The sequence below is a fragment of the Shewanella electrica genome (assembly GCF_022321485.1).
Lineage (GTDB): Bacteria > Pseudomonadota > Gammaproteobacteria > Enterobacterales > Shewanellaceae > Shewanella > Shewanella electrica.
Genome location: NZ_JAKOGG010000003.1, coordinates 374,712 through 396,477 on the forward strand (window position 1 = coordinate 374,712; position 21,766 = coordinate 396,477).

14 protein-coding genes and 1 pseudogene are annotated in these 21,766 nt (G+C 49.3%); 12 read left to right on the top strand and 3 right to left on the bottom strand.

The features are described 5' to 3' along the window. Window positions 1-73 precede the first annotated feature (73 nt). Complete coding sequence (locus L9G74_RS06515; protein WP_238895489.1) at window positions 74-1,513, bottom strand: NarK family nitrate/nitrite MFS transporter; 1,440 nt, start codon at window positions 1,511-1,513, stop codon at window positions 74-76. A 589-nt stretch (window positions 1,514-2,102) separates the two neighbouring features. On the opposite strand from L9G74_RS06515, the gene narX reads away from it, so the two are divergent. The 3 genes and pseudogenes from narX to L9G74_RS06530 form a co-directional block, all read left to right on the top strand. Then, the gene (narX, locus tag L9G74_RS06520; protein WP_238895490.1) at window positions 2,103-3,908 is read left to right on the top strand and encodes a nitrate/nitrite two-component system sensor histidine kinase NarX; all 1,806 of its coding nucleotides are present in this window, start codon (window positions 2,103-2,105) and stop codon (window positions 3,906-3,908) included. Window positions 3,909-3,935: 27 nt separating this feature from the next. After that, window positions 3,936-4,610 (top strand): two-component system response regulator NarL, encoded by a 675-nt coding sequence (narL, locus tag L9G74_RS06525; protein WP_238895491.1) that lies wholly within the window; start codon window positions 3,936-3,938, stop codon window positions 4,608-4,610. A gap of 69 nt (window positions 4,611-4,679) precedes the next feature. Continuing rightward, window positions 4,680-5,312: pseudogene (locus L9G74_RS06530) on the top strand (IS5 family transposase); the annotation flags it as partial. 227 nt (window positions 5,313-5,539) lie between these two features. Here L9G74_RS06530 and L9G74_RS06535 read toward each other — a convergent pair. Continuing rightward, window positions 5,540-6,094, bottom strand: a complete 555-nt coding sequence (locus tag L9G74_RS06535) for a hypothetical protein (RefSeq protein ID WP_238895492.1) — start codon at window positions 6,092-6,094, stop codon at window positions 5,540-5,542. A gap of 909 nt (window positions 6,095-7,003) precedes the next feature. Here L9G74_RS06535 and L9G74_RS06540 point away from each other — a divergent pair. The 6 genes from L9G74_RS06540 (at window position 7,004) to L9G74_RS06565 (ending at window position 15,418) form a co-directional block, all read left to right on the top strand. Next, window positions 7,004-9,148 carry a TonB-dependent hemoglobin/transferrin/lactoferrin family receptor gene (locus L9G74_RS06540; RefSeq protein WP_238895493.1) on the top strand — a complete coding sequence of 715 codons (2,145 nt, stop codon included), beginning with the start codon at window positions 7,004-7,006 and terminating at the stop codon, window positions 9,146-9,148. Between the two features lie 6 nt (window positions 9,149-9,154). Continuing rightward, window positions 9,155-11,488 carry a proprotein convertase P-domain-containing protein gene (locus tag L9G74_RS06545; RefSeq protein ID WP_238895494.1) on the top strand — a complete coding sequence of 778 codons (2,334 nt, stop codon included), beginning with the start codon at window positions 9,155-9,157 and terminating at the stop codon, window positions 11,486-11,488. A 41-nt stretch (window positions 11,489-11,529) separates the two neighbouring features. Beyond that, entirely contained in the window at window positions 11,530-12,963 is a 1,434-nt protein-coding gene (locus L9G74_RS06550; protein ID WP_238895495.1) for an Lcl domain-containing protein, read from the top strand. Between the two features lie 2 nt (window positions 12,964-12,965). After that, the gene (locus tag L9G74_RS06555; protein WP_238895496.1) at window positions 12,966-13,532 is read left to right on the top strand and encodes an Lcl C-terminal domain-containing protein; all 567 of its coding nucleotides are present in this window, start codon (window positions 12,966-12,968) and stop codon (window positions 13,530-13,532) included. Window positions 13,533-13,587: 55 nt separating this feature from the next. After that, the gene (locus tag L9G74_RS06560) at window positions 13,588-14,745 is read left to right on the top strand and encodes a DUF6607 family protein (RefSeq protein ID WP_238895497.1); all 1,158 of its coding nucleotides are present in this window, start codon (window positions 13,588-13,590) and stop codon (window positions 14,743-14,745) included. 241 nt (window positions 14,746-14,986) lie between these two features. Further along, a complete protein-coding gene (locus L9G74_RS06565) occupies window positions 14,987-15,418 on the top strand; it encodes a hypothetical protein (protein ID WP_238895498.1) in 432 nt (143 codons plus the stop codon). 8 nt (window positions 15,419-15,426) lie between these two features. Here L9G74_RS06565 and L9G74_RS22300 read toward each other — a convergent pair whose 3' ends face one another. Continuing rightward, window positions 15,427-16,047, bottom strand: a complete 621-nt coding sequence (locus tag L9G74_RS22300) for a TetR family transcriptional regulator (protein ID WP_326521505.1) — start codon at window positions 16,045-16,047, stop codon at window positions 15,427-15,429. A 283-nt stretch (window positions 16,048-16,330) separates the two neighbouring features. Here L9G74_RS22300 and L9G74_RS06575 point away from each other — a divergent pair, with 283 nt between their 5' ends. Genes L9G74_RS06575 through L9G74_RS06585 form a run of 3 tightly spaced genes read left to right on the top strand, consistent with a single transcriptional unit; the run spans window position 16,331 to window position 21,761 of the window. Beyond that, on the top strand, window positions 16,331-17,278 hold the full coding sequence (locus L9G74_RS06575) for a DmsE family decaheme c-type cytochrome (RefSeq protein WP_438944551.1): 948 nt from the start codon (window positions 16,331-16,333) through the stop codon (window positions 17,276-17,278). Window positions 17,279-17,290: 12 nt separating this feature from the next. Further along, a complete protein-coding gene (locus L9G74_RS06580; protein ID WP_238895500.1) occupies window positions 17,291-19,258 on the top strand; it encodes an MtrB/PioB family decaheme-associated outer membrane protein in 1,968 nt (655 codons plus the stop codon). A 49-nt stretch (window positions 19,259-19,307) separates the two neighbouring features. Next, entirely contained in the window at window positions 19,308-21,761 is a 2,454-nt protein-coding gene (locus L9G74_RS06585) for a DMSO/selenate family reductase complex A subunit (protein ID WP_238895501.1), read from the top strand. Window positions 21,762-21,766: the final 5 nt, after the last annotated feature.

Genomic DNA, 21,766 nt, shown 5'->3' on the forward strand with positions numbered 1-21,766 from the left:
GAGGATATCTCACAACATGAAAATGGCTTTGGTCACCATCGACCAAAACCATTAATTTGCAATAGATTGTCACTTAACGAGTTTCATTATTCGCCTTACTTAAACGAGTGGCCATGCCTTGGTTAATGCGGCGGCCATATACCAACCACGTCACTAATAAACTCGAAAAATAACAAACGACAAAGACTTTCATTGCGTCCACTGGTGAGCCAGTCATCGCCAGTGATGTGCCAAAAGCTTTAGGGATAAAGAAGCCACCAATGGCACCTATTGCTGAAATAAATCCTAATGCTGCTGCGGTATCCCTAGCCGCCGTGGTTTGCGCTGCTGTTTCATCACCGCCATCAGCTATCACCCTGGCTATGGTCAGGCGTCTAAACACTACCGCGATCATTTGAAATGTCGAACCACTGCCCAAGCCAGCGGTAGCAAACAATGCCATAAATACCGCAAAAAAGGCGATAAAGTGCCCTTCTGAATGCTCGTTGGGTAAGGTGGTAAACAGCAGTAACGACAGCAGAGTCATTAGTGCAAAGTTAACCATAGTGACCCTAATTCCCCCCAGCTTATCCGATAACCAACCACCTATGGGCCGCATTAGTGCACCGACTAATGGGCCAAAAAACGCGAGTTGCAGGATATTGACGTGAGGAAACTGGGTATTAGTTAACATGGCAAATCCAGCAGAGAAGCCGATAAATGAGCCAAAACTTGCGAGGTATAAGAAACTAAGAATCCATAAATGTCCGCGTTTAAGCACAGGTAGTTGCTGCCGAATTGAGCCATTAACGGACGCAATGTCATTCATAAAAAACCAAGCGAGCAGTGTAAACAGCAACAGGAATGGAATCCAAATCAATGCCGCATTAGGTAGCCAAAGTGATGTTCCTTGTGGTTGTACCGTTCCGGCGCCGGCGAAGATGCCGAATGCACTAAACGAGATAATAAAAGGTACCAGCAGTTGCATCACACTAACGCCTAAGTTACCCAGCCCACCATTAAGCCCTAATGCACCGCCTTGCATCGCCCGCGGATAGAAAAAACTAATATTGGCCATACTGGAAGCGAAATTAGCGCCACCAAAACCGCAAAGTAACGCGATCAACACAAAGATACTAAAAGGTGTTGTCGTGTCTTGTATCGCGACAGTCATCCAAGTGCAGGGGAGAATAAGTATCGCCGTGCTGAGCGCGGTCCAACGACGCCCGCCAAAAATAGGTATCACAAACGAATAAGGAATACGCAATAACGCCCCTGAAATTGATGGTAAAGCGGTCAGCAAGAACAGCTGATCCGTACTAAAGTTGAAGCCAACCTTATTTAGGTTTACGGCAACTGCGCTGAACAACATCCATACACAAAATGCGAGCAGTAAACAGGGTATGGAAATCCATAAATTCCGTTTGGCTGTTTTTTCCCCTATGGAGTTCCAAAATTGTTGATCTTCTGGTTGCCAGTTTTGGATGACCCCTCGCGCGTTTACGGCATTAGAGGAGGAGTTAGATGTGGTCATGTGTAGCACCCCTTCAGTGATTTGAAGGGACAGGTTTTACGGTCTTCAACGACAAATAAAATTGATGCAGCTCAAGTCTCTTAATTCCTAATATTCCGACAAAAGAGCCAACTACCTCTTAATTTCCAATCTGCGCAGAATATTAATGTTCTAAAATCAATAGCTAACCAGATCTATTAAGCAAGAGCACCACATGTCAACGCATCCAACTATTACGGCATACCTATTAGTAGGCATATAAATTGTCGAATCAAAGATTAAAATATCATCTGCCGCTGGCATCGTCAGCTTTTGTCACAACCACTGGGACATTCTCTTCAAGATGCAAGGGCGCTATTGACCTTCGTTGAGCGTTGTTGCAGCAGGAAACGCGGAGGTTCGGCAAGGCTGGTGATCTGCCGCGCATTCTCCACTAATGGCATCTAACGGGGTTCGATCCTGCGTTGGCGCTGCTCAAAGGGGCATTTAACACTGGCTGAAGTTTGCGGTTTCCAGCTTGCTTAGTTGACTCAACGTCACTGGTCGCGCTTGGTTCATCACGCGTTTAATTTTAACAAAAATCAAACATAAAAGGTCAATACCCCAAGGCATGCTGCATTTTTTAACGTCATTATCGATTGTCAAAAAGCTAGCGATTCTGCTCGTACTACTTAGCGTACTTGCAATTAGCGGAATGATGGCTTCTTTTTGGTTATCACAGAGCATTCAAGGCAATGCTCATGCCATTGACGCAATTGGCTCCATGCGTATGAAGAGCTATCAACAGCTGTCGATGCTGCCATTGACTGCTGAGCAAAAAGCAACACTCACCAACCTACCACAGCAGATCACCAACCTTTCTGGGCAAGAGCATACGATGGCCGCCGCGCACCTGCGTTTTTTGAACGAGGTGCTCGTGCGCGATCGGCTCACACTGCAGTTTGAACAGTTAAATCACTATTGGGACACTAAGGTAAAACCCCAGCTACTAACGGCCTCAAATCCCGATGATGCGAGAGCCGCAGTTAATCACTATGTTGAGCTGTTAAACGTGCTTATTATCTCTATCGACAAAAAAACTGAGCAGCGTTTGCATTTAGCGTTGGTGGTGCAATCGGTATTTATTCTGCTTTGTATTGCATTAACTGTGATTGCTGCTGAGTTTTTACGGCGCCGTATTTTACAACCTTGGAGACAGATTTTTGCGATTGCGGCAAGTATTAGCAAAGGGGATTTTAGCCTACGGTTTCATGCAAGTCGTCATCGTGACGAAATGGATACGCTTGGTGAAGCCATTAACAGCATGTCTGCCAAATTAAGCCACATGTATGATGAGTTAGAGCTGCGAGTGGTTGCGAAAACTCAACACATACGCATGCAGAATCAATCGCTGACATTCTTATATAACGCCAGCACCTTGCTACACAGTGAAAAACAGCAATGTCTGAAATATATTCCAATACTTAAAGAGTTGGAAAAGATAACGCCATTGACCAGCTTTCAATTAAAGATTTTCGAATATAGTGATAGCAGACAGTACACCCAACTACGCAGCCATAGTGAACACCGGCCAATGCACTGTGCCGACAAAACTTGTGACTTATGCATACAGCCTCCCGTAGCTGATGGCATGCAAATCGTCACATGGAATCTTGCCGACCAAGAAGCGACTTATGGTGAATTATCAGCGAGTTGCCATGACGTCGAAATCATCACTAACGAGCATAAACAACTCCTAGACACGCTGGTAGAACAGATCTCTATTGCACTATCACTGGAGCAAAAAGCCTACAAAGCCAAACAACTTATGTTGATGGAAGAGCGGGCGGCTATCGCTAGAGAGCTGCATGATTCCATTGCACAATCTTTGTCATGCTTAAAAATGAAGATCAGCTGTTTGCAAATGAAAAAGAGTAATCTCAATGAGCAACAGGTGAGCCTGATCAGCGAAATGCGTCATGAGGTGGGATCGGCATACAGCCAGCTCAGAGAGCTGTTAACAACATTCCGATTGAAACTCGATGCGCCAGGGCTGCGTCCCGCACTGGAGTCTGCCGTTGCCGAATTTAGCCATAAACTCGGATTTGCCGTTGAGCTCGAATATCACGTCCCCCCTCAAAGTATTTCTTCACACCAGACAGTGCATATTACGCAGATTGTTAGGGAAGCGCTCAATAACATCTACAAACATAGCCAAGCTTCTCATGCAGTGGTTTGTTTGAACTATGATAGCAGCCAGAACATCACTCTGACAGTACAAGACAATGGCATTGGTTTAACACAAGCGGCGTCCCCACTAAATCACTATGGCTTAACGATTATGCAAGATCGAGCCAGTTTATTACCGGGAAGTTGCCACATCTGCAATCGTGCTAATGGTGGCGTTGAAGTGAAGGTTTGCTTTGCTACCGCCTAATTCGAATTCCCAAAGAAGGAGTGCCTGATGAGTCAGAGCCATGAACAAAGTATTGCTGACAAAGCGACCATTCTGCTGATTGATGACCATCCCATGCTACGTAATGGCGTTAAGCAACTTATCGAAATGAGTGACATCATTGAGGTTGTGGCTGAAAGCAACTGTGGGCAAGATGGTATTGCCCTAGCGCAGAAATTGGATCCTGACTTGATCTTATTGGACCTTAATATGCCAGAGATGGGGGGGATTGAAACACTGTGCCAGTTGAGAGAGTGCGAACTCTCCGGCCGCATTCTGGTGTTTACAGTATCGAATTTTGAAGAGGATGTTGTCAGTGCGTTTAAGCTCGGAGCTGATGGGTATTTACTCAAAGACATGGAACCAGAAGACTTACTCTTGGCGCTAGAAAAGGCCGCATCTGGTAAAGTTGCTATCAGCGATGATATTACGACTATTCTGACCGAGGGGTTAAAAAATAATCCCAGTAGCGCAGAGCGAGATATCTATTTGCTAACAGCAAGAGAGCGAGAAATTGTTAAACTGATTGCGAAAGGGTTATCCAACAAGCTTATTGCTAAAAAACTGAGTATTAGTGAGGGGACCGTAAAAGTCCATGTAAAAAATATTCTTAAAAAATTAAAATTAAAAACCCGTTTGGAAACCGCTGCATGGGTTCACAATAGTGGCGTGTTCAACAGGTAGTAAAGACCGCAATTTAAAAGACAGTTTTTGTCAATTCGATAAAGCCATGTTTAGCTGTTATATGCTTCCCTAGCCCGCAAGATACTCAGTACCATTAACCAATGGCTCAGCGAATGCGGTGTCATGATGACGCAAGGCACGTTAGTTGATGCCACGATTATCGAAGCGCCCAGCTCAACCAAGAATAAGCAAAACCAACGTGACGGCGATATGCACCAAACCAAGAAAGGCAACCAATGGCACTTTGGGATGAAAGCGCATATTGGCGTTGATGCCAAAAGTGGCTTAACCCACAGCTTGGTGACCACATCAGCGAATGAGCACGATTTAAATCAGCTGGAAAATTTGCTGCACGGTGAAGAGCAATTTGTGTCAGCCGATGCGGGTTATCAAGGTGCAGAAAAGCGCGAGGCGCTTGCAGATAAGAAGGTTGATTGGCTCATCGCAGAACGCCCGGGCAAAGTCAGAATCCTCAAGCAACATCCACGGCTCAATAAAGTGCTCATCAGAACTGAGTACTTGAAGGCTAGCATTCGAGCCAAGGTAGAACATCCGTTCCGCATCATTAAGTGCCAGTTCGGCTTTGTGAAAGCTCGCTATAAAGGCTTGGTGAAAAACGATAATCATCTGGCGATGTTATTTGCGTTGGCCAACATCGTCAGAGTGGACCAGATGTTACGCTATGAGCCGAAGACTACCTAAAATCCGGTAGTAAGCCAGAAAACTGACTAAAAGTGGGGTAAAACTGCTGTTTTTTAGTCAAAATTTGGAAAATCGGTGCGGGAAAAGTAGAGGAAGAAACTTCGGTGAATTTAAACCTCAGTGTACTAACTTAATCGCAGGTTCCCTAGGCAAGAAAGTCTGCGTTTGACTGCGCCACAGACAACGAGTCAACTCGTTGTGGAGGCATGAGGCATTATTACTCTCCCTTAGATTTCTCGCTTGCACACGGCCAATAGCTGATTTGTAAGACTTAATAAACGGTGTTCATATTCAAATGTCAGAATTATGTCGTGTGAAATATGGCAGTCAACATTACGGTGTACCCGCCGCCAATCATCAACCTTATCTAAAAGCGGGACCAATGCAGGATCGGTACGAAGCATTTGTATACAATCAGCAAACGTTACTGTATTGAGATCTGCAACAGTAGTAACTCCATGTGCGGTTAAGACGCTTGAAAGCCATGAATTTTGTTCAGCATTAACACCGAACACCTGATAAGGAGATATCTGCTGAATTGTTGATCTTGGTGGCTTTAGAATATCTATTTGACGCTTGATACAGAGTGATTTAGTTAATAGCTCAAGCGCCACGCTTCCTACCACCTTCATCCGCGTAGCTGATTCAAGTGACTCCATATCGTTTGTCAGTTCGAAACACGAATTGGTTTCGTCATACGTCCACAACCCCTCATAACGAACCAATTCTATTGCTGCCTGTAGGAGGCTCACATCCCAGTTTGAGTAGTCAATGTTTACCATTTTGTTTTCCTATGTGCGCTCAGGTGTAAAGTGAATCGCCACCATTGCACCAGTCACTCTGTAGCATTACTAAAATATGGTCAATAGGCTAAGAATACGAGCGTCTCCTTGGTAGTGCGATACCACGGAATGGGGCATAAATGATTTTTACGGTGATCAACTTTGACATAGAACAAGTTGAGAATGTAATTTTCTTTCTTCTGACATCTGAACGCTAATAGCAACAAAAAATTATGTCATCTTATGGTTATATTTTTTGTCAGCTTATGGTTGCAGAAAGTGGCTAACCCAATGATTTATAAATAGCGGCTATGTCAACTTATGGTTTTAACAACAGTTGGCCGATAAAACCATCAACATAAACTGCCATAAATTAGATTTATTAAAAGTAAAGCGGCTAAATTAATCCATTAAATTTCAATATATTAAAATTTTTAAGCGTCACCGTAACATCAACAACTGAGCTATTAAAATTTAACCAACTTCACGTTCACTTGCTGGTTGAGCATGCCATGCTAGCCCTTGCAGTTTGCTGTATTAGCAATCAACCTGATACGGCACGGTACCTTACTTTTCTTACCAGAATCACATGTTATCGGCGGCAAATGTTCAGCAAGGGTCAGCAAGTCGATTGAGTTGCCCCGCCGAGACTAAGATCGGTTGACCGTCGTTACATCCTGCTCATCCTTACCTCGTTCACATCGATATTAATCGCTATAAAAATCATGAACTAACACTCAACTCTTTGGCGTATTTCCCCAATTTTTACAAACAAGCACCATTTGTAAATGATAATTGTAATCATTAACATTATTGATTAGTATTCGCGCCCTATATTATGAAGATGTGAACTACATCACTAAAAACATGACTTGCAAGAGTCTTAAAAATCTGGGTTAAGGTACTGAAATGAAGGGAATTAGTCTCTCACTTTCCGTGGTGAGTTCACTTATCGTAAGCGCTGCAACGGCGGCACAGACAGACGTCAGCGACGATATGGAGGTGATCGTGGTTACCGCCAATAAGATTGAGCAATCACTTTCTGAAGTGGCTGGTTCTATCGTGGTCATTGATGGTGAGACGCTGCAAAAGAAGGGACAAACCGAATTATTTGACGCTTTGCGTAATGAACCTGGGGTGAGCGTAACTGGCTCCGCTGGCACGCCGCAAAATATCGTCATTCGTGGCATGACGGGCAACAAAATCAGTATTGTACGCGATGGCGTGCCCTCTTCTGACGGCTATGGTGCCGCCGATCTTAATGACCAGGTGGGCCGTAACTCTTTTGACCTTTCTACGGTCAAATCTATCGAAATTGTCAAAGGCGCGAGTTCATCGGTTTATGGTTCTGGCGCGCTCGGCGGCGCGGTCATTATTCATACTAAACAGCCAGAGGATTATCTGGCGGCCGATAATTTTTATGCTGACACCTCATTAACTTACTCTGGCATCAGCAACAAATTACGCAGCTCAACCAACGTGGCATTCCGCGCTGGCGACACCGAGAGTTTGTTGAACGTCAGCGGCTGGCAAGGCGATGAGAGCCAAAACTTCGACGGCGATTTGGTGGCGCGCGATATCAAGGGATACAGCAGCGAACTGAACATCACCCAGCAGCTCAGCCCGGCGTTAACGCTGCGGGCGCAAGCTGAATATTATCAAGACAAACAACGGCGTAATGAAGGCCGCGCCTCGATACAAAACGATGGCGTGTGGCAAATTGGTGCGTTTAACGAGCAGCGCGAAATTCGCGAGATCAACGGCCAGGTCGGCGTGGAATACCGCGCAAAAACCGCTTGGTTTGATGAACTCACTGGCACCTTGTTTTGGCGCAGCACCGACACCGATAACTTCACCAATCGGTTGATGAATCGCCAAGATCAAAACGATCTCACCATCAGACGACGTGAGCTTGAAACGCAAACCTTTAGCGATGACACCTTCGGTTTCAATAGTGATCTGTCGTTGAGTCGCACCTTAGGCACATGGAGCCATGACATCGCCTATGGCGCCGATTTTACCCAACGGAGCTTTTCCCGTACGGATCGTGACCAAGTGTTAGATTGGCGTGGCGTGACCAACGTTGCCAAAGAGCCTTTTGCGCCGTCTGACAGTTACGAGGCAGGCGTCTATTTTCGTGATGTGATGAGTGTGGCGCGTTGGACCTTGACCACTGGACTCCGATTTGATGCGCGCCGCTTAGTGCCAGATGGTGAAGACAGCATCTCCGGTTACCCGCTGGAAGCGATCAACAGTAACGAATTATCGCCATCGTTGTCGCTGTCCTACGCGTTGGCCAACCATTTGAATGTATACACCTCGTACAACCACGGTTTTCGCGCGCCGGATTACAACAAAGCCTATGGTTTCTCGCTGCATGATTTTGTGCCGTTTACGCCATTCGTGATCGTGCCCAATCTGGCACTAAAAGCAGAGACCAGCGACGCCTACGAAATTGGTGCCAAGTACGATAACGGCCGCGTCAAACTCTATTGGGCCGCCTACTACCAAAAATTTAACGATTTTATTGATGTCGCCTTGATTGGTTTTGACCAAAGCACAGGGCTATTCCAACGCCAATATCAAAACATTGCTGGGGTCAGCACCTACGGCTCGGAGGTATTTGGGCAATACAAATTTAACCATCAATGGTCGTTATCAGCCAAAGCGGGCTATGTGAACGGCAAAAATGCCGATGATGAGTACGTTCGCACCATCACGCCGCTCGAAGGCAACGTGTCACTTAACTTCGACACCGGCGCCCTAGAGAGTTATCTCGCCATCAACTGGGCCAGCAGCATGGATCGCGTGCCCACGTGTGAAACCGACCTGCAAATGACCGTTGCTTGTGCCGCCACCAGCGGTTGGGTCACGCTCGATAGTGGCATGAGTTACGCGCTGTCCGACAGTTTCAGCGTGAGCGCCAATATCTACAACTTGCTCGATCGTCATTACGTGCGCTATCAGGACGTGGCTGGCACCGCCGCCAGTGATGCCCATTTTGCCACCGAGCCGGGGCGCTACGTCACCATCAACCTTCGCTACACGCTATAGAGCACCATGATGAAATTACTCTCTTTAACGGTCATCGCCGCCAGCGCCGGGGTGCTGTGCTCAATGAATGCCACTGCCGCCGATTGGGACTATCCCGCCGAGCAGTTCCATATTGAGAATGCAGCCCAAGCGCTGGATTATCTCAACGCGCAATATGGCGACCAAGGTCACTATCGTTTCCGCTATCGCACCGATTCATTACTGGGGCATCACTACAACTTTGATGTGTTGCTTGACGGTAACTATCAAGCGCAGCAAGCCGTGGTGTTATCCACCAATAACGACAATGTGGTGACGCGGATATTTTTGAGTTTGGCTAACACCATAGTGCGCAATGGCGACCCGCTCATTGCCGCAGAATTGGAAAACCCGCGCACATTGCAAGCACAACGCCCACCAGCGGTGGCTAACGGGCAACTGGTTGACGCCCAAGTGGCGGTATTTGAGCCAGATTTGCGCACCATGCAACGCCAGCCCGCCCCTGACACGCCATGGCAAAGCCTTGCGGAGTATCCGCAACCGTATCAGTACCTGCTGCGCCCGGCCGCGCTGTTACAAGCAGATGGCCGTTACTACCTCGCCAACCAGCAGTTACGGCAAGTGGACGCGGAAGCACTGGTATCACCAGCAGCCAATGGTCAACCAGCCAGCAGCGACAATAGCGATATTGTCACGGCTGGCGCGGTAACGAGTTTTAGCTCAATCGCCGAGCTAGCCAACCTCACCGTGGATGACCCACGTTTTGCCCAAGTGATGGCGTTTTATCATTTAAACGCCTCGCTTGATTATGTGTCGTCACTGGGATTTTCACTGTTTAACCAGCCGCTGGAGTTTGATGCGCGTGGCCTTGCGAGCAACAATTCCGCCTTTTATAAAGGACCAAATGCTGCGCTGTTTGGCGTGGGTGGACCATCACCCGATGCGCTGGACGCCGATGTGATTATTCATGAACTCGGCCATGGCTTGTCTTACGCCATCGTACCGGATTGGGGCTACGGCCATACCGGCGCGATTGGTGAAGGTTTTGGTGATTATTGGGCCGGTAGTTATAGCTATCGCGTGCAGTATCAAGATGCCGCACGCCGCCACGATGAATTTGAATTAGCCACGGTATTCAACTGGGACGGCTACTTTGGCACCAGCATCGCCACCCGCAGCTTAGCTAACTTACAAGCAAAATATTACGAAACCGCCGAGTACCAACCCCATATCAGCGTGGGTGGCACCTTGGGGGATGAACTGTGGTCAACGCCGTTGTTCCAAGCGCTACAAACCGCCGTAACCACCTATGGTGACGTCGCATTCGACGAGTTTAATCGCATTGTGCTTGAAGGCATGTATGGCACCGGCAGAGGCATGAAAATGCACGATCTTGCCGAGAGCACCTTGTACGCCGCCGCGCAGCTTTATCCCGATAAAGACTATCGCACCATACTGGAGAGCAACTTTCGCCGACATGGATTACTCAAGCCAGCATTCACCGCAGAATATGCGGCGCGTTATCTGGCGGCAGACAGTCCGATTGAGGTATCACTGCAACCCACCGGCCGACAAGCCGCAATCAACGGCAGTTGGCAAGTGGGCTCACAAAGCCAAGCGCTGAACAATGCCGCGTTCAGCGAGCTAACACTTAGCCAAGTGCTGCCAACTGACGGACAGTGTGGCGTCGCGCTAACGGCAAGTTTTGATCTCAACTACCGCTACGCCGAACGACTGCAATCACAACCGTGGCAACACACCACCACGCTGATTGTTGGCACGCCCGCGTTAGCGCACGCCGCCAAAATGGAAAACTCCACCATTCCCGATGCCAGACAACTGAACAACGGGCAACTGGTGTCCGGCACTAAGGTATACACCATCACCTTAACCGATGCCGATAAGCGCGTTGATAACCAGTTTGCGGTCTATCTCGACATCAGCCATAGCCAGCCGCAGGACCTGAGAGTGACGCTCACCTCACCGAGTGGCACCAAAGTCACCCTGTTTGATCACGCCTTAAGCACCCGTCAGGCGATCAAAGACTATTTCACCTTTGCGCATGACCCGCAGCTCGCGGCGCTGGCCAATGAACCCACCCAAGGGTTGTGGATGTTGGAGATCACCGACAGCAGTGCGGGCGACACTGGCACGCTTAATCAATGGGGCGTCAGCCACTTCGACAATTACGATTGCGGCACGCCCGCCGTTGAACCACCGCCAACAACGCCTGAACCACCAGCAACGCCCGAGCCCGCCGCATCGTCCTCGTCTGGCGGCGCCACATCGCCTGCCAGCCTGCTGTGGCTATTACTGCCGCTCCTCTGGCGTTGGACCACACGCGAGCAGCGTGGACTGTGATTAACCGATTAAAACGTATCAATTTTTAACAAGGAGAGACTATGAAACATCCGTATTCGTGCGTCGCTATCGCTTTGTTGCTCGCCGGTTGTGGCGGCAGTGGCGGAGACAGCGACACCAATAATGAAACCAGTATCCCAACCTACACCATTGCCGGCAGCGTGACGGTCGCAGGCGCAGATACTGATACGTCGGTATGTGTGGATATCAACGAAAACTATCTCTGTGATAGTAATGAACCAAGCACCAATGCCAACAATAGCGGAGAGTTTAGCCTCACCAGCACTGATCGCACTATCTACAGTAAACCGCTGATTGCCACTCACGCGAACGTGCACTATTTGGCACCGGCGCGAACGCTAGAAACCGGCAACGTGATCAATGGCGTCACCACGCTTATTGCGGCGCAGATGGTAGCTGGGCAAACCTTAGAGCAAGCGGCGCAAGTGGTGCAGCAACAACTCAGCGATGCCGGTCTCAACTTGTCTGGCTCACTGCTAGACAACCTCACCGCAGCTGAATTGACCACGCTAGAAACCCACTTGACCGAAGCGTTTGCCTTGATCAGCGACAGCCAAGATCTTCAAGTCGAACGCCTGCTCACGTATAACCTCAATGATGCGGTGAACTTGACCTCTGAGCCAGTCATCACCGAAGCACAGATGAGCCAGCTCGTCGCTAGCCTCAAACAACTGGCTGGCACCGCGACCGCGCTGAACGACACCGGTGTGACCCTCTACTTTAGCGATGACAGCAGTGATGTTAGCGCCGCACCGGCCGACTATCCGGGACAAGACGCCGACTATGGTTTTGATAAAACTGACGTCCAAACGACCACAGGCAAAGGTTTTCAGTTCGTCAAACTCGATGCAGCAGGTAATGAACTGGCCGATGACGCCGCCCAATGGAGCTGCGTACTCGATCAACGTAGCGGCCTGATTTGGGAAAACAAACTCGACGACGCCCAATCGGTACGCCACAAAGAACGTCTGTTTGCCCTTGAACTGGCCGACCGCTTCAAACCGCACGCTACCGATATTGCACAAGCGGGTTGTACTGCCGCAGGCGACAATATCTGCACCACCAAAGATTATGTCGACTACGTCAACACCCAAACGCTGTGCGGCGTGAGCAACTGGCGTCTACCTACCGATGGTGAAATTTTCAACCTGATTGATTTTGGCGAAACCGCCACCGACGCCAACGACAATCTGTATGGCTTTAGCGTCAAATACTTCCCTAATCAAGGGTTTGGACCAGACTACGGCTACGGCGCCGTATGGTCAGACAATGTGGCCTTTAGCCAATACGCCGCCTATGCCGAAGAGCACACCATGTATTACCCCTACATCACTACCCGCACTGCAGACTATCGCGGCAGCCGCAGCTTTATCACCGTACAAGATGAAAGCTACGACACGGACTCAGCGTCATATCAGTTGCCAGTACGCCTGACCGCGACTAAAGGAGAATAAGCATGAAAAAACTCATCACCTTAATCAGCGGCATGCTGTTATCCACCAGCTTGTATGCCGCGCAAGAGTGTCAGACCGATATCCCCCGCACCGCGCCTAACACCCGTTTTGCTGTGTCATCCAATGGCACCGTTGAAGATTTGCAAACCGGTCTGGTGTGGATGCGTTGCCCACTCGGTATGACTTGGGACAGCAGCAACGGTGTTTGCAGCGGTGCCGCCACTTTGCATACATGGCAAAGCGCGTTAACCCAAGTACAAAGTATTGATGCGGCAGAAAATAATCACGCGCTGCACCAGTTTGCTGGCATAGCTAACTGGCGCTTGCCCAACATCAAAGAGCTGATGTCGCTCACCGAGGCGGCTTGTCATAGCCCCGCCATGAATGGCCGCGCATTCAACAGTGCGTTTGCCCAAGCGGAATTGGGCGATCTGTCCACCTACCTGTGGAGCAACACCTCCGCTGGTGACGGCACCAACGTGTGGACCTACAGCATTTTTAACGCCGAAACCTACGCCTATACCCCATCACAGGAGTTTGGCGTGTTGTTAGTGGCCGATAAAAACTAACGCCACGGCCTTGGTTACATCACCCACATCGTCCATAGATAAAAAGAACCACACCATGTATAAAAAACAGCTAATACAACGTATGACTATCGCTATCATCGCCGTTATGAGTCTCGTTATCAGCGCCGTCGCGCCTGCTAAAGAGCAACAACCCACCGATTGCGCTAACAGCAAACAATTTACCTTTGCTTGGCAGTTACTGGATGCCTGCGCGATGAAACCGCGCGGCGGCAGCAAAGTAGGGATTAACAACACCCTCGCGCCACAGCCCTACGCTGGCTGGCAATCGATTCACGAAGCCAACCTCAGCAAATTTGAGCAAGATCGCCGCGCCATCCTCGCCATGGCGGGGCCTTATCGCGTGAGCTTCGACTTTCTCGAAATCGCCGGATTCACTCCAGATTTCCAGCCCACGCGACCGTATCAATCATGGGGCACAGAGTACATCTATGTTGCTGAAGACAAAGGCGACTTTATCAGCCTGCAACATATTATGGTGATGTATTACCAGCAAGAAGACGGCTCAACTTCGGCCCCGATGGTGATGAAACACTGGCGCCAAGATTGGCAATATGAAAAGACCGAACTGTTCGCTTATGTTGGCCATAACAAATGGCAACAGCAGTCACTTAAGCCTTCCGACGTCAAAGGAACTTGGGCACAAGCGGTCTATCAGGTGGATGACTCACCGCGCTACGAATCCTATGGTCAATGGCAACACAACGCCGGTTTCTCAAGCTGGAAGAGCGCCGACACTTGGCGACCATTGCCAAGACGTGAAGGCAGTGTCCGCGATGATTATCACGTGTTAGAAGGCACCAACCGACACACCATTCTGCCAAGCGGCTGGGTGCAAGAAGAGGAAAACCTCAAACTGGTATTGGATGATAACGGCCAACCGGCCCAAGCCGTGCCCTATCTCGCCAAAGAACTGGGGATTGCCCGCTACGAGCGTATTGTGGGCCTTGATTACACTCCCGGCGACGAGTACTGGAAAAAAACCGCACCATTCTGGGCTGACGTACGCTACGTGTGGCAACAACTGATCGCCCAAAACCCGCGCATGGAGATCCAGAAAAAAGTCGGTGAAGATTTCATGTTCCAGCTCTTCTTTGATAAAGCTGATGAAATTGCCGAAGGCGCGCCTTACGATTCCGCACAAGGACGTCAGGCAATCCATAAAATGCTGCAACCGTTTATCAAAGCGTATTAAGGCCAACGCTGGCTAGGCCATCAAATAACGGCATCGCATTCATCCACTCGCCGCCCATTCATCAGTGGGCGGCAGTGTTAACCACCACGCCTGCTCCATAGGGCGTTGTCGCTGCACCAAACACAATGTGACCCATCGCAAGCTTATCGGTTGCCATGTTGCAAACGCCCACGTATCTAAAGCAAAGTTAGCGCCACCAACCTCAGCAAATCACCGCCATACGTGCGGTATTAGGACGAAAATGCGCTTTTCAGATGCGGTTACTCAGCAGTGGCAAAAATCGGAATTGGCCGAACAGATGCGCTTACGCCTAAGCTCTGAGCCAATGATTCAGGAACTGCTCGTGGGCGCTACTTCTTTAGCCACTGTGTGTAATCTCGCCGTGGCCTTGGCGTTTGCGGAACAAGCGTGGGACAAAGATGACTGGGACGACAACCTACTGGTGGCGGTGTTGTTTTGTGCTTTTAGGTTGCTGTTCTTCAAGGCAACGCAGCAACCGCTAACCCAAGCTGAAGACCTGATCATCAGCATAAGTAGCCGCTTGGCGGCAAGCATACAGGCTGAGCAATTGCATGCGTCAGCAGTGCATCAGGTGCAGTTGATGCAACAATTGGCAGATCAATTAAAAACATTACGGCGTCAACAACGTAGCGAACAACTCAACATGCGTTAATGCTGCTCTCAATCGGCGACAATCACTCCGCCGCCTCTGAAGATAATCTTCACCGATTCAATAATCTCTTGTGCTGAAATGCTGCGCTCCACCACGATTTGGCGGTAGATGTAACTATCCACATAGTCCACCACCATATTCGCGATTAACTGGCAGTTGCCAACCTTGGCTGATTGCCAAGCGGATGCGGGCAGCGCCGCCAATGATTCGGCTACCACTTGGCGCACGCCTTCTAATTGATGGTGTTCATCCACTAATAGTTGAATAAATAAATTAGCATCGTCGCATTTAACAACCACTTTTTTAAATCTATGGATCTCTTCTGAATGTTCGAACACTTTAAAAAAATCTGACCATACATTAATAATCGCTGTTATATCTTTGGCCTGTTTCAACTTATCAATAAATAAACCACGTTCGAGAAACGTAATATATCGATCTCTAATGGCTAATAAGAGTTCTGTTTTATTTTTAAAATGCCAATAAAAAGCGCCCTTAGTGACTCCTGCTGCGGTAGCAATATCATCTAATGTGGTTTTTGCCACGCCCTGTTCACTGAACAGCACTACCGCAGAGGCTAATAGCGCACTCTTGGTCTTTTCAGCTTCAGCCTTGGTACGTCTTGCCACGTGCGCTCCAAATATTAGCAATTAAATGAATACAAATAATATCAAACACCTATAACCACCTCAATCTTTTATATTACAAATAACATGCAATATAAAACATGAATTACTAAATATTAAACTACTAATTTAAATAAAATAATGACCTCAGTCTCACTGTGGAAATAGATTTTGCAGTGCTTCACATTCATTTACATACCTACTGGTAGGTATGTAAAGATCAAATTACCATCGCCCACACAAAACCACTGATAAGAATGGTTACCCATTTATAAAGGGCAAAGTAATGCTTACCTGCAATGCAAAACTATCAATAGCGACAATGATGGCTTTTTGCTTCATCTCGTTTTCAGGGCAAACATCGCCATGGAGCGACCGAGGGCAAGAAGCGGTCATGCAAACACTCACCAAAAAATTTGAAGAGGGACATTATTCACCCAAAGGCGCAGATACTTGCCTGATGTGCCACAAGAAAAATGCCAAAGTCATGGAGATTTTCCAAGGGGTACATGGCGCAAAAACCGGCAAAAGCCCGATGGCAGGACTGCAATGTGAGGCTTGCCATGGCCCACTGGGTAACCACAACCGTGGCGGTAAGGAACCCATGATTGATTTTGGTGCGAACGCCTCCGCCACCGCTGAAGCACAAAATAGTGTGTGCCTGAGTTGCCACCAAGACACTCAACGCCAAAGTTGGCATGCATCGGTGCACAATTTAGAAGGAATGAGCTGCGCCAGTTGCCACCAAATCCATACCGCTAAAGACCCGATTTTACAGCCGAATGGCCAAAATACTGTCTGCACCAACTGCCATACGCAACAGAAAATGGAGATCAATGAACGCTCTAGCCATCCATTGAAATCCAACGAAATGCAATGTAGCGATTGCCACAACCCGCACGGTAGCCAGACCGAAGCCGCCCTCAACAAAAAGACCTTAAACGACACTTGCTACAGCTGCCATGCCGAAAAACGTGGTCCGAAATTGTGGGAACACGCGCCGGTAACCGATAGCTGCGATAACTGCCACAGTCCTCACGGCAGTGTGAATAACAGTTTGCTGAAAGCCCGCGCACCACTGCTATGCCAGCAATGTCATGCCAGCAACGTGCACAGTTCGCGCCCTTACGGTGCCAACGGCGATTCGGCGTTCACCGCAGGTGGCAGTTGCTTGAATTGCCATAGCCAAATTCACGGCTCAAATCATCCACAAGGAAAGGCGCTACAGCGCTAGAGGGAGAAGATCATGAAACTTACTCTTATCGCTTTGGCTGTCGCATGCGCCACCACGCCCGCAATGGCAGTGGATTTCAGCTTAAGCAACGCCAATACCAGCAACATCAAAGCGGCACAGTGGCAATGCAAAGGTTGCCAGACACCTGAACGGTTAAGCGGTGAACTGACCGTCAGTGTCGGGTTCAGCCAAATTGACGACATTCACGCCGCCAATGCATTAGGGCAGCAAGACACTGGCGCGGTGACCGCATTAAATGGTTGGCTGAACATCAACCAAGAAGGCTGGCGCATAGCTTCTACTGCGCATAATCTCGGCATGCGCAACGGCGATGCTGGGCTGTCGATCAGTAAAGATAACCTCAAGCTATACGCTAACTATGAGCAACGGAATTATCTCAAGAGTGATAAAGCCACCACCACTTATTACTTTGGTGATGACCAACTCACCTCTGGCGCGGTTTATTCGCCCGTTTTGGGCGTCGAACGCAACCGCGTGACCTTAGGTGCTGATGCCCAAACTGAGTGGTTCGGGCTCGATTTAAGCGGCGATGTGGCCTTTCACAGTGAGGAAAAACAGGGACACAAACGGGTCTCGGTGACCACACGTCGCCCGCTGAATCTTGCGCAAACCATTGATAGCCGTACAGATGAACTGCTGGCATCGTCCAGCTTGAGTGGCAGCAACTGGTTAACCACGCTGGCCTACGCTGGCAGCTTTTATAATAACCATGTGCAAGAGGTGTATCACGACACTTTCGGCAGCTTATTGGCACCAGATCCGGACAACGAAGCCCACCAAGTGACGCTATCGGGCAACATTCGTGGTCAGCAAAGTGTCTTTGATGCCAGCGTCGCTGCCGGTCGCATCATTCAAGACGATGCTCTTGTCAACGCACAGATCAGCCCGATTCAAAATTGGGATGGACAGCTCAACACCTTAGATATCAATGCCAATTACCTGTTGATGGCCACCGATAAACTGCGGCTGGTATTCAATGGCCGCTATAACGAGCGTGACAACCAGAGTTCACGGTTTGAGTTTCCCCAATTGGATTTCAACGCCAAAACCGGCTTAGCGTTTACCAATGTGCTGCTTGATACCAAAGCCACCAAAGGCAGTGCCAAATTTCAATATCGCCTCGCCAGCGGTTACCGCTTAGATGCGGGTTACCAGTTTGACCGCAACGAACGTAGCTTCAGCGACCGTGAAACTACCGATGAACAGCAACTGTGGGCCAAGCTAAAAGTCAGCCAATGGGCGGGCTGGAAAGTTGAGCTAAAAGGCGGCTTAAGCCAACGCGACGGCAGCCACTACCAAGCCAACCGACTGACCTCCACAGAAACCAATCCGTTACTGCGGATGTTCTATCTGGCAGATAGAGACCGCGTTGAAACAGAGTTGAAACTGTTTCACCAACCGTGGTCATCGGTGGCCGTCACCATGAACCTGAAATACGCCAAAGATGATTACGACCACACCAAGATTGGGCTGACCGATGACCAAGATTACAGCTATCAACTGGGGTTGGATTATTTAGCCACCAAGCATCTGTCGCTGTATAGCTTTGTGAGCCAACAGTGGATTGATGCCAACCAGTCAAGCAACCAGTGGCAAGCGACTATCCACGATAAATTTGTCTCAGCTGGCGGTGGTTTTGAATATTCCGGCCTGCTGCAAAACACCTTGAGCTTGGGCGGCGATTACACCTTTAGCAATAGCCGCAGCGACGCCAATGTATCGGCAGTGACCACACCAGACGACGATGACTACCAATTTAGCCACTCACTGAGCCTTTACGCCAAGTATCGCTTAAGTGAGCGCAGCCAACTCGGTATCAACTATCAATACGAGCGTTACTACGACACCGACTACGCCAATGTGGCGGTAGATGCAATCAATGGTCTGCTCACCCTCGGGGAGCTAGACCACAACTACAACGCCCATCAGCTCATGTTGAATTATTCCATCTCACTATAAACAAGCCAGCGGAAGGTCGTGCCCTTTCGAAAAATAAAAGAGGTAAATTATGGAAAGACGTGATTTTTTAAAAGCCAGTGCAGCCTTTGGCTGCGCGGCCACGTTATCCGCGTGTGATTCAAGCTCAAGTGATGCCAAACCGACACCCACTGCACCAGCGCTCACCGAGGAAAAACTCAATTGGTCTGCCTGCTGCGTAGACTGCGGTTCACACTGCCCGGTGCGGGTGTTCTCGCGAGATGGAGTGATTACCCGCATTGAGTCCAACTTCACCACCGACGATGAGTATGGCAACCATAACGTGCGTGCCTGTTTGCGTGGCCGTTCATTGCGTAAAAGAGTGTACGCGCCAGAGCGTTTGAAATATCCGATGAAACGTGTGGGACCACGTGGCAGCGGCCAATTTGAACGTATCAGCTGGGATGAAGCACTGGACACCGTCGCCGCACAGCTCAAACGCATTGCTAACCAATATGGTAACGAAGCGATTTATGCATTGGGTGGCCCGGGCGCGATGTACAGTTTCTCTAACCGCGGCTGTTTGAATCGCTTACTCAACCTCTCTGGCGGCTACCTTGGCGACTATGGCAACTTCAGTTTTGCCCAATATATCAAAGCCTGTAAATACACTTATGGTGCCGAGGTAGACTACCTCTTTGGTTCATCTATCGCAGAAATGGCGAACTCAGATCTGGTGCTCATGATTGGTCACAACCCATCAGAATTGGGCATGAGTGGCTCAGGTCAAGGCTATGACTTTGTTAGACAGAAGCAACAACATAACTTCAAAACCATTATCATCGACCCACGTTATACCGACTCTAGCCTAGGTAAAGAGGATCAGTGGATCCCGATCCGCCCCGGCACTGATGCCGCTTTAGTGGAAGCGATTGCCTACGTGTTGATCAGCGAAAATCGCGTCAACCAAGCCTTCCTCAATCAATATTGCGTCGGCTATGACGAGAACACCATGCCCGCCGATGTGCCATATAGCGAAAGCTACAAGGCGTACATTCTCGACAATCCTGTCGCTGGCGATCTCACTGCCGGCGCCAATGCAAAAACACCAGCTTGGGCGGCACCCATCACCGGTATTCCAGCGACAACGATCATCGAATTGGCGCATGAATTAGCTGATGCCCAAGCCCCATTTGTACAAGTGGCGATGTCTATTGGCCGTCACTCCGCGGGTGAAAACAACGTCCGCACCGCCTTCATGCTGCCGATTTTGCTGGGCAAAGTGGGGCTACCGGGCACCAACCACGGTGGCATTCCGATGGCGGCATCGATGAATGTGTTCAACATGGAGAGCCATGCCGAAGCGGGTGATGACGCCAACCCAGTGAAGAAACGTATCTCATTCTTCAAGTTCATCGAAGCGGTAGAAAACGGCAAAGATCTCACCGTGCTCAAAGACGGCGTGATCCTGCCTGACGAAGAACTGGACGAAAATGGCGATGGCAAACTCGATACCGACATCAAAGCCATTGTCGCCTACGCGACTAACCGGTTGATCAACCAAAATGCCGACGTTAACTACTCCAGAAAAGTGTTGGCCGACGACAACAAATGCGAGTTCATTGTGGTGATTGATAACGTGATGAACGCCAGTGCTGAATTTGCTGACATCATCCTGCCCGATGTTACCTACGTTGAAACCGAAGACCTTGTTAACCAAGGCCATGTGGCGGGTGATACCGCAACATTGGTACAGATGAGCACCTCGGTTGGGCCGATGTTTGAGAGTAAACCGCTGTACGAAATGTGCGTCGGCTTAGCTAAACGTATGGGAATTGAAGCGGAATTTACCCAAGGGAAATCCCACAAACAGTGGCTGGATGAAGCCTACGCCGCCACCCAAGCGATGAACCCCGGCTTACCTGATAAAGAAGTGATGTTAAAGCAAGGGATCTACCGTAAATACCTGCCAAATGGTGCCTACCTGTCCAACAAAGCGTTCCGCGAAGATCCGCTCGCCAACCCGCTACCGACGCCATCAGGCAAGATTGAGATCTACTCTGAACGGCTGGCTTATTTGGCTAAACACTGGCAACTGGCCGAAGGCGATGTTATCTCCGCCCTGCCGAAATACGTGCCAGCATGGGATGGCTTTGAAGATGAAGCGACCCGCTACGACTACCCACTGCAACTGAGTGGCTACCACACCAAAGGCCGCGTGCACTCAAGCTATCACAATGTGCCTTGGTTACGCGAAGCTGTGCAAGATGCGGTATGGATGAACCCGATTGATGCCGATCAGCGCGGACTGAGCACCGGCGATAAAGTGCGCGTGTTCAACAGTCGCGGCACCATAGAAGTGGACGTCAAAGTGACCCCAAGGGTGATGCCGGGGGTGGCCGCCTTAGGGCAAGGGGCTTGGCTCAAAATGGAAAATGGCATTGATAAAGGCGGCAATATCAACGTGTTGACCTCACACCGCCCAACCCCACTGTCCAAGGGGAATGGTCAACATAGCATTCGTGTCGAAATTCAAAGAGCCTAACGGAG

Excerpts from the sequence above, each read along its gene's own strand:
- L9G74_RS06550 (WP_238895495.1), top strand. The coding sequence starts at position 11,530 with ATGAAACATCCGTATTCGTGCGTCGCTATCGCTTTGTTGCTCGCCGGT.
- L9G74_RS06575 (WP_438944551.1), top strand. The coding sequence starts at position 16,331 with ATGCTTACCTGCAATGCAAAACTATCAATAGCGACAATGATGGCTTTT.
- L9G74_RS06555 (WP_238895496.1), top strand. The coding sequence starts at position 12,966 with ATGAAAAAACTCATCACCTTAATCAGCGGCATGCTGTTATCCACCAGC.
- narX (WP_238895490.1), top strand. The coding sequence starts at position 2,103 with ATGCTGCATTTTTTAACGTCATTATCGATTGTCAAAAAGCTAGCGATT.
- narL (WP_238895491.1), top strand. The coding sequence starts at position 3,936 with ATGAGTCAGAGCCATGAACAAAGTATTGCTGACAAAGCGACCATTCTG.
- L9G74_RS06515 (WP_238895489.1), bottom strand. The coding sequence starts at position 1,513 with ATGACCACATCTAACTCCTCCTCTAATGCCGTAAACGCGCGAGGGGTC.
- L9G74_RS06540 (WP_238895493.1), top strand. The coding sequence starts at position 7,004 with ATGAAGGGAATTAGTCTCTCACTTTCCGTGGTGAGTTCACTTATCGTA.
- L9G74_RS06560 (WP_238895497.1), top strand. The coding sequence starts at position 13,588 with ATGTATAAAAAACAGCTAATACAACGTATGACTATCGCTATCATCGCC.
- L9G74_RS06580 (WP_238895500.1), top strand. The coding sequence starts at position 17,291 with ATGAAACTTACTCTTATCGCTTTGGCTGTCGCATGCGCCACCACGCCC.
- L9G74_RS06545 (WP_238895494.1), top strand. The coding sequence starts at position 9,155 with ATGATGAAATTACTCTCTTTAACGGTCATCGCCGCCAGCGCCGGGGTG.
- L9G74_RS06535 (WP_238895492.1), bottom strand. The coding sequence starts at position 6,094 with ATGGTAAACATTGACTACTCAAACTGGGATGTGAGCCTCCTACAGGCA.
- L9G74_RS06585 (WP_238895501.1), top strand. The coding sequence starts at position 19,308 with ATGGAAAGACGTGATTTTTTAAAAGCCAGTGCAGCCTTTGGCTGCGCG.
- L9G74_RS06565 (WP_238895498.1), top strand. The coding sequence starts at position 14,987 with ATGCGCTTTTCAGATGCGGTTACTCAGCAGTGGCAAAAATCGGAATTG.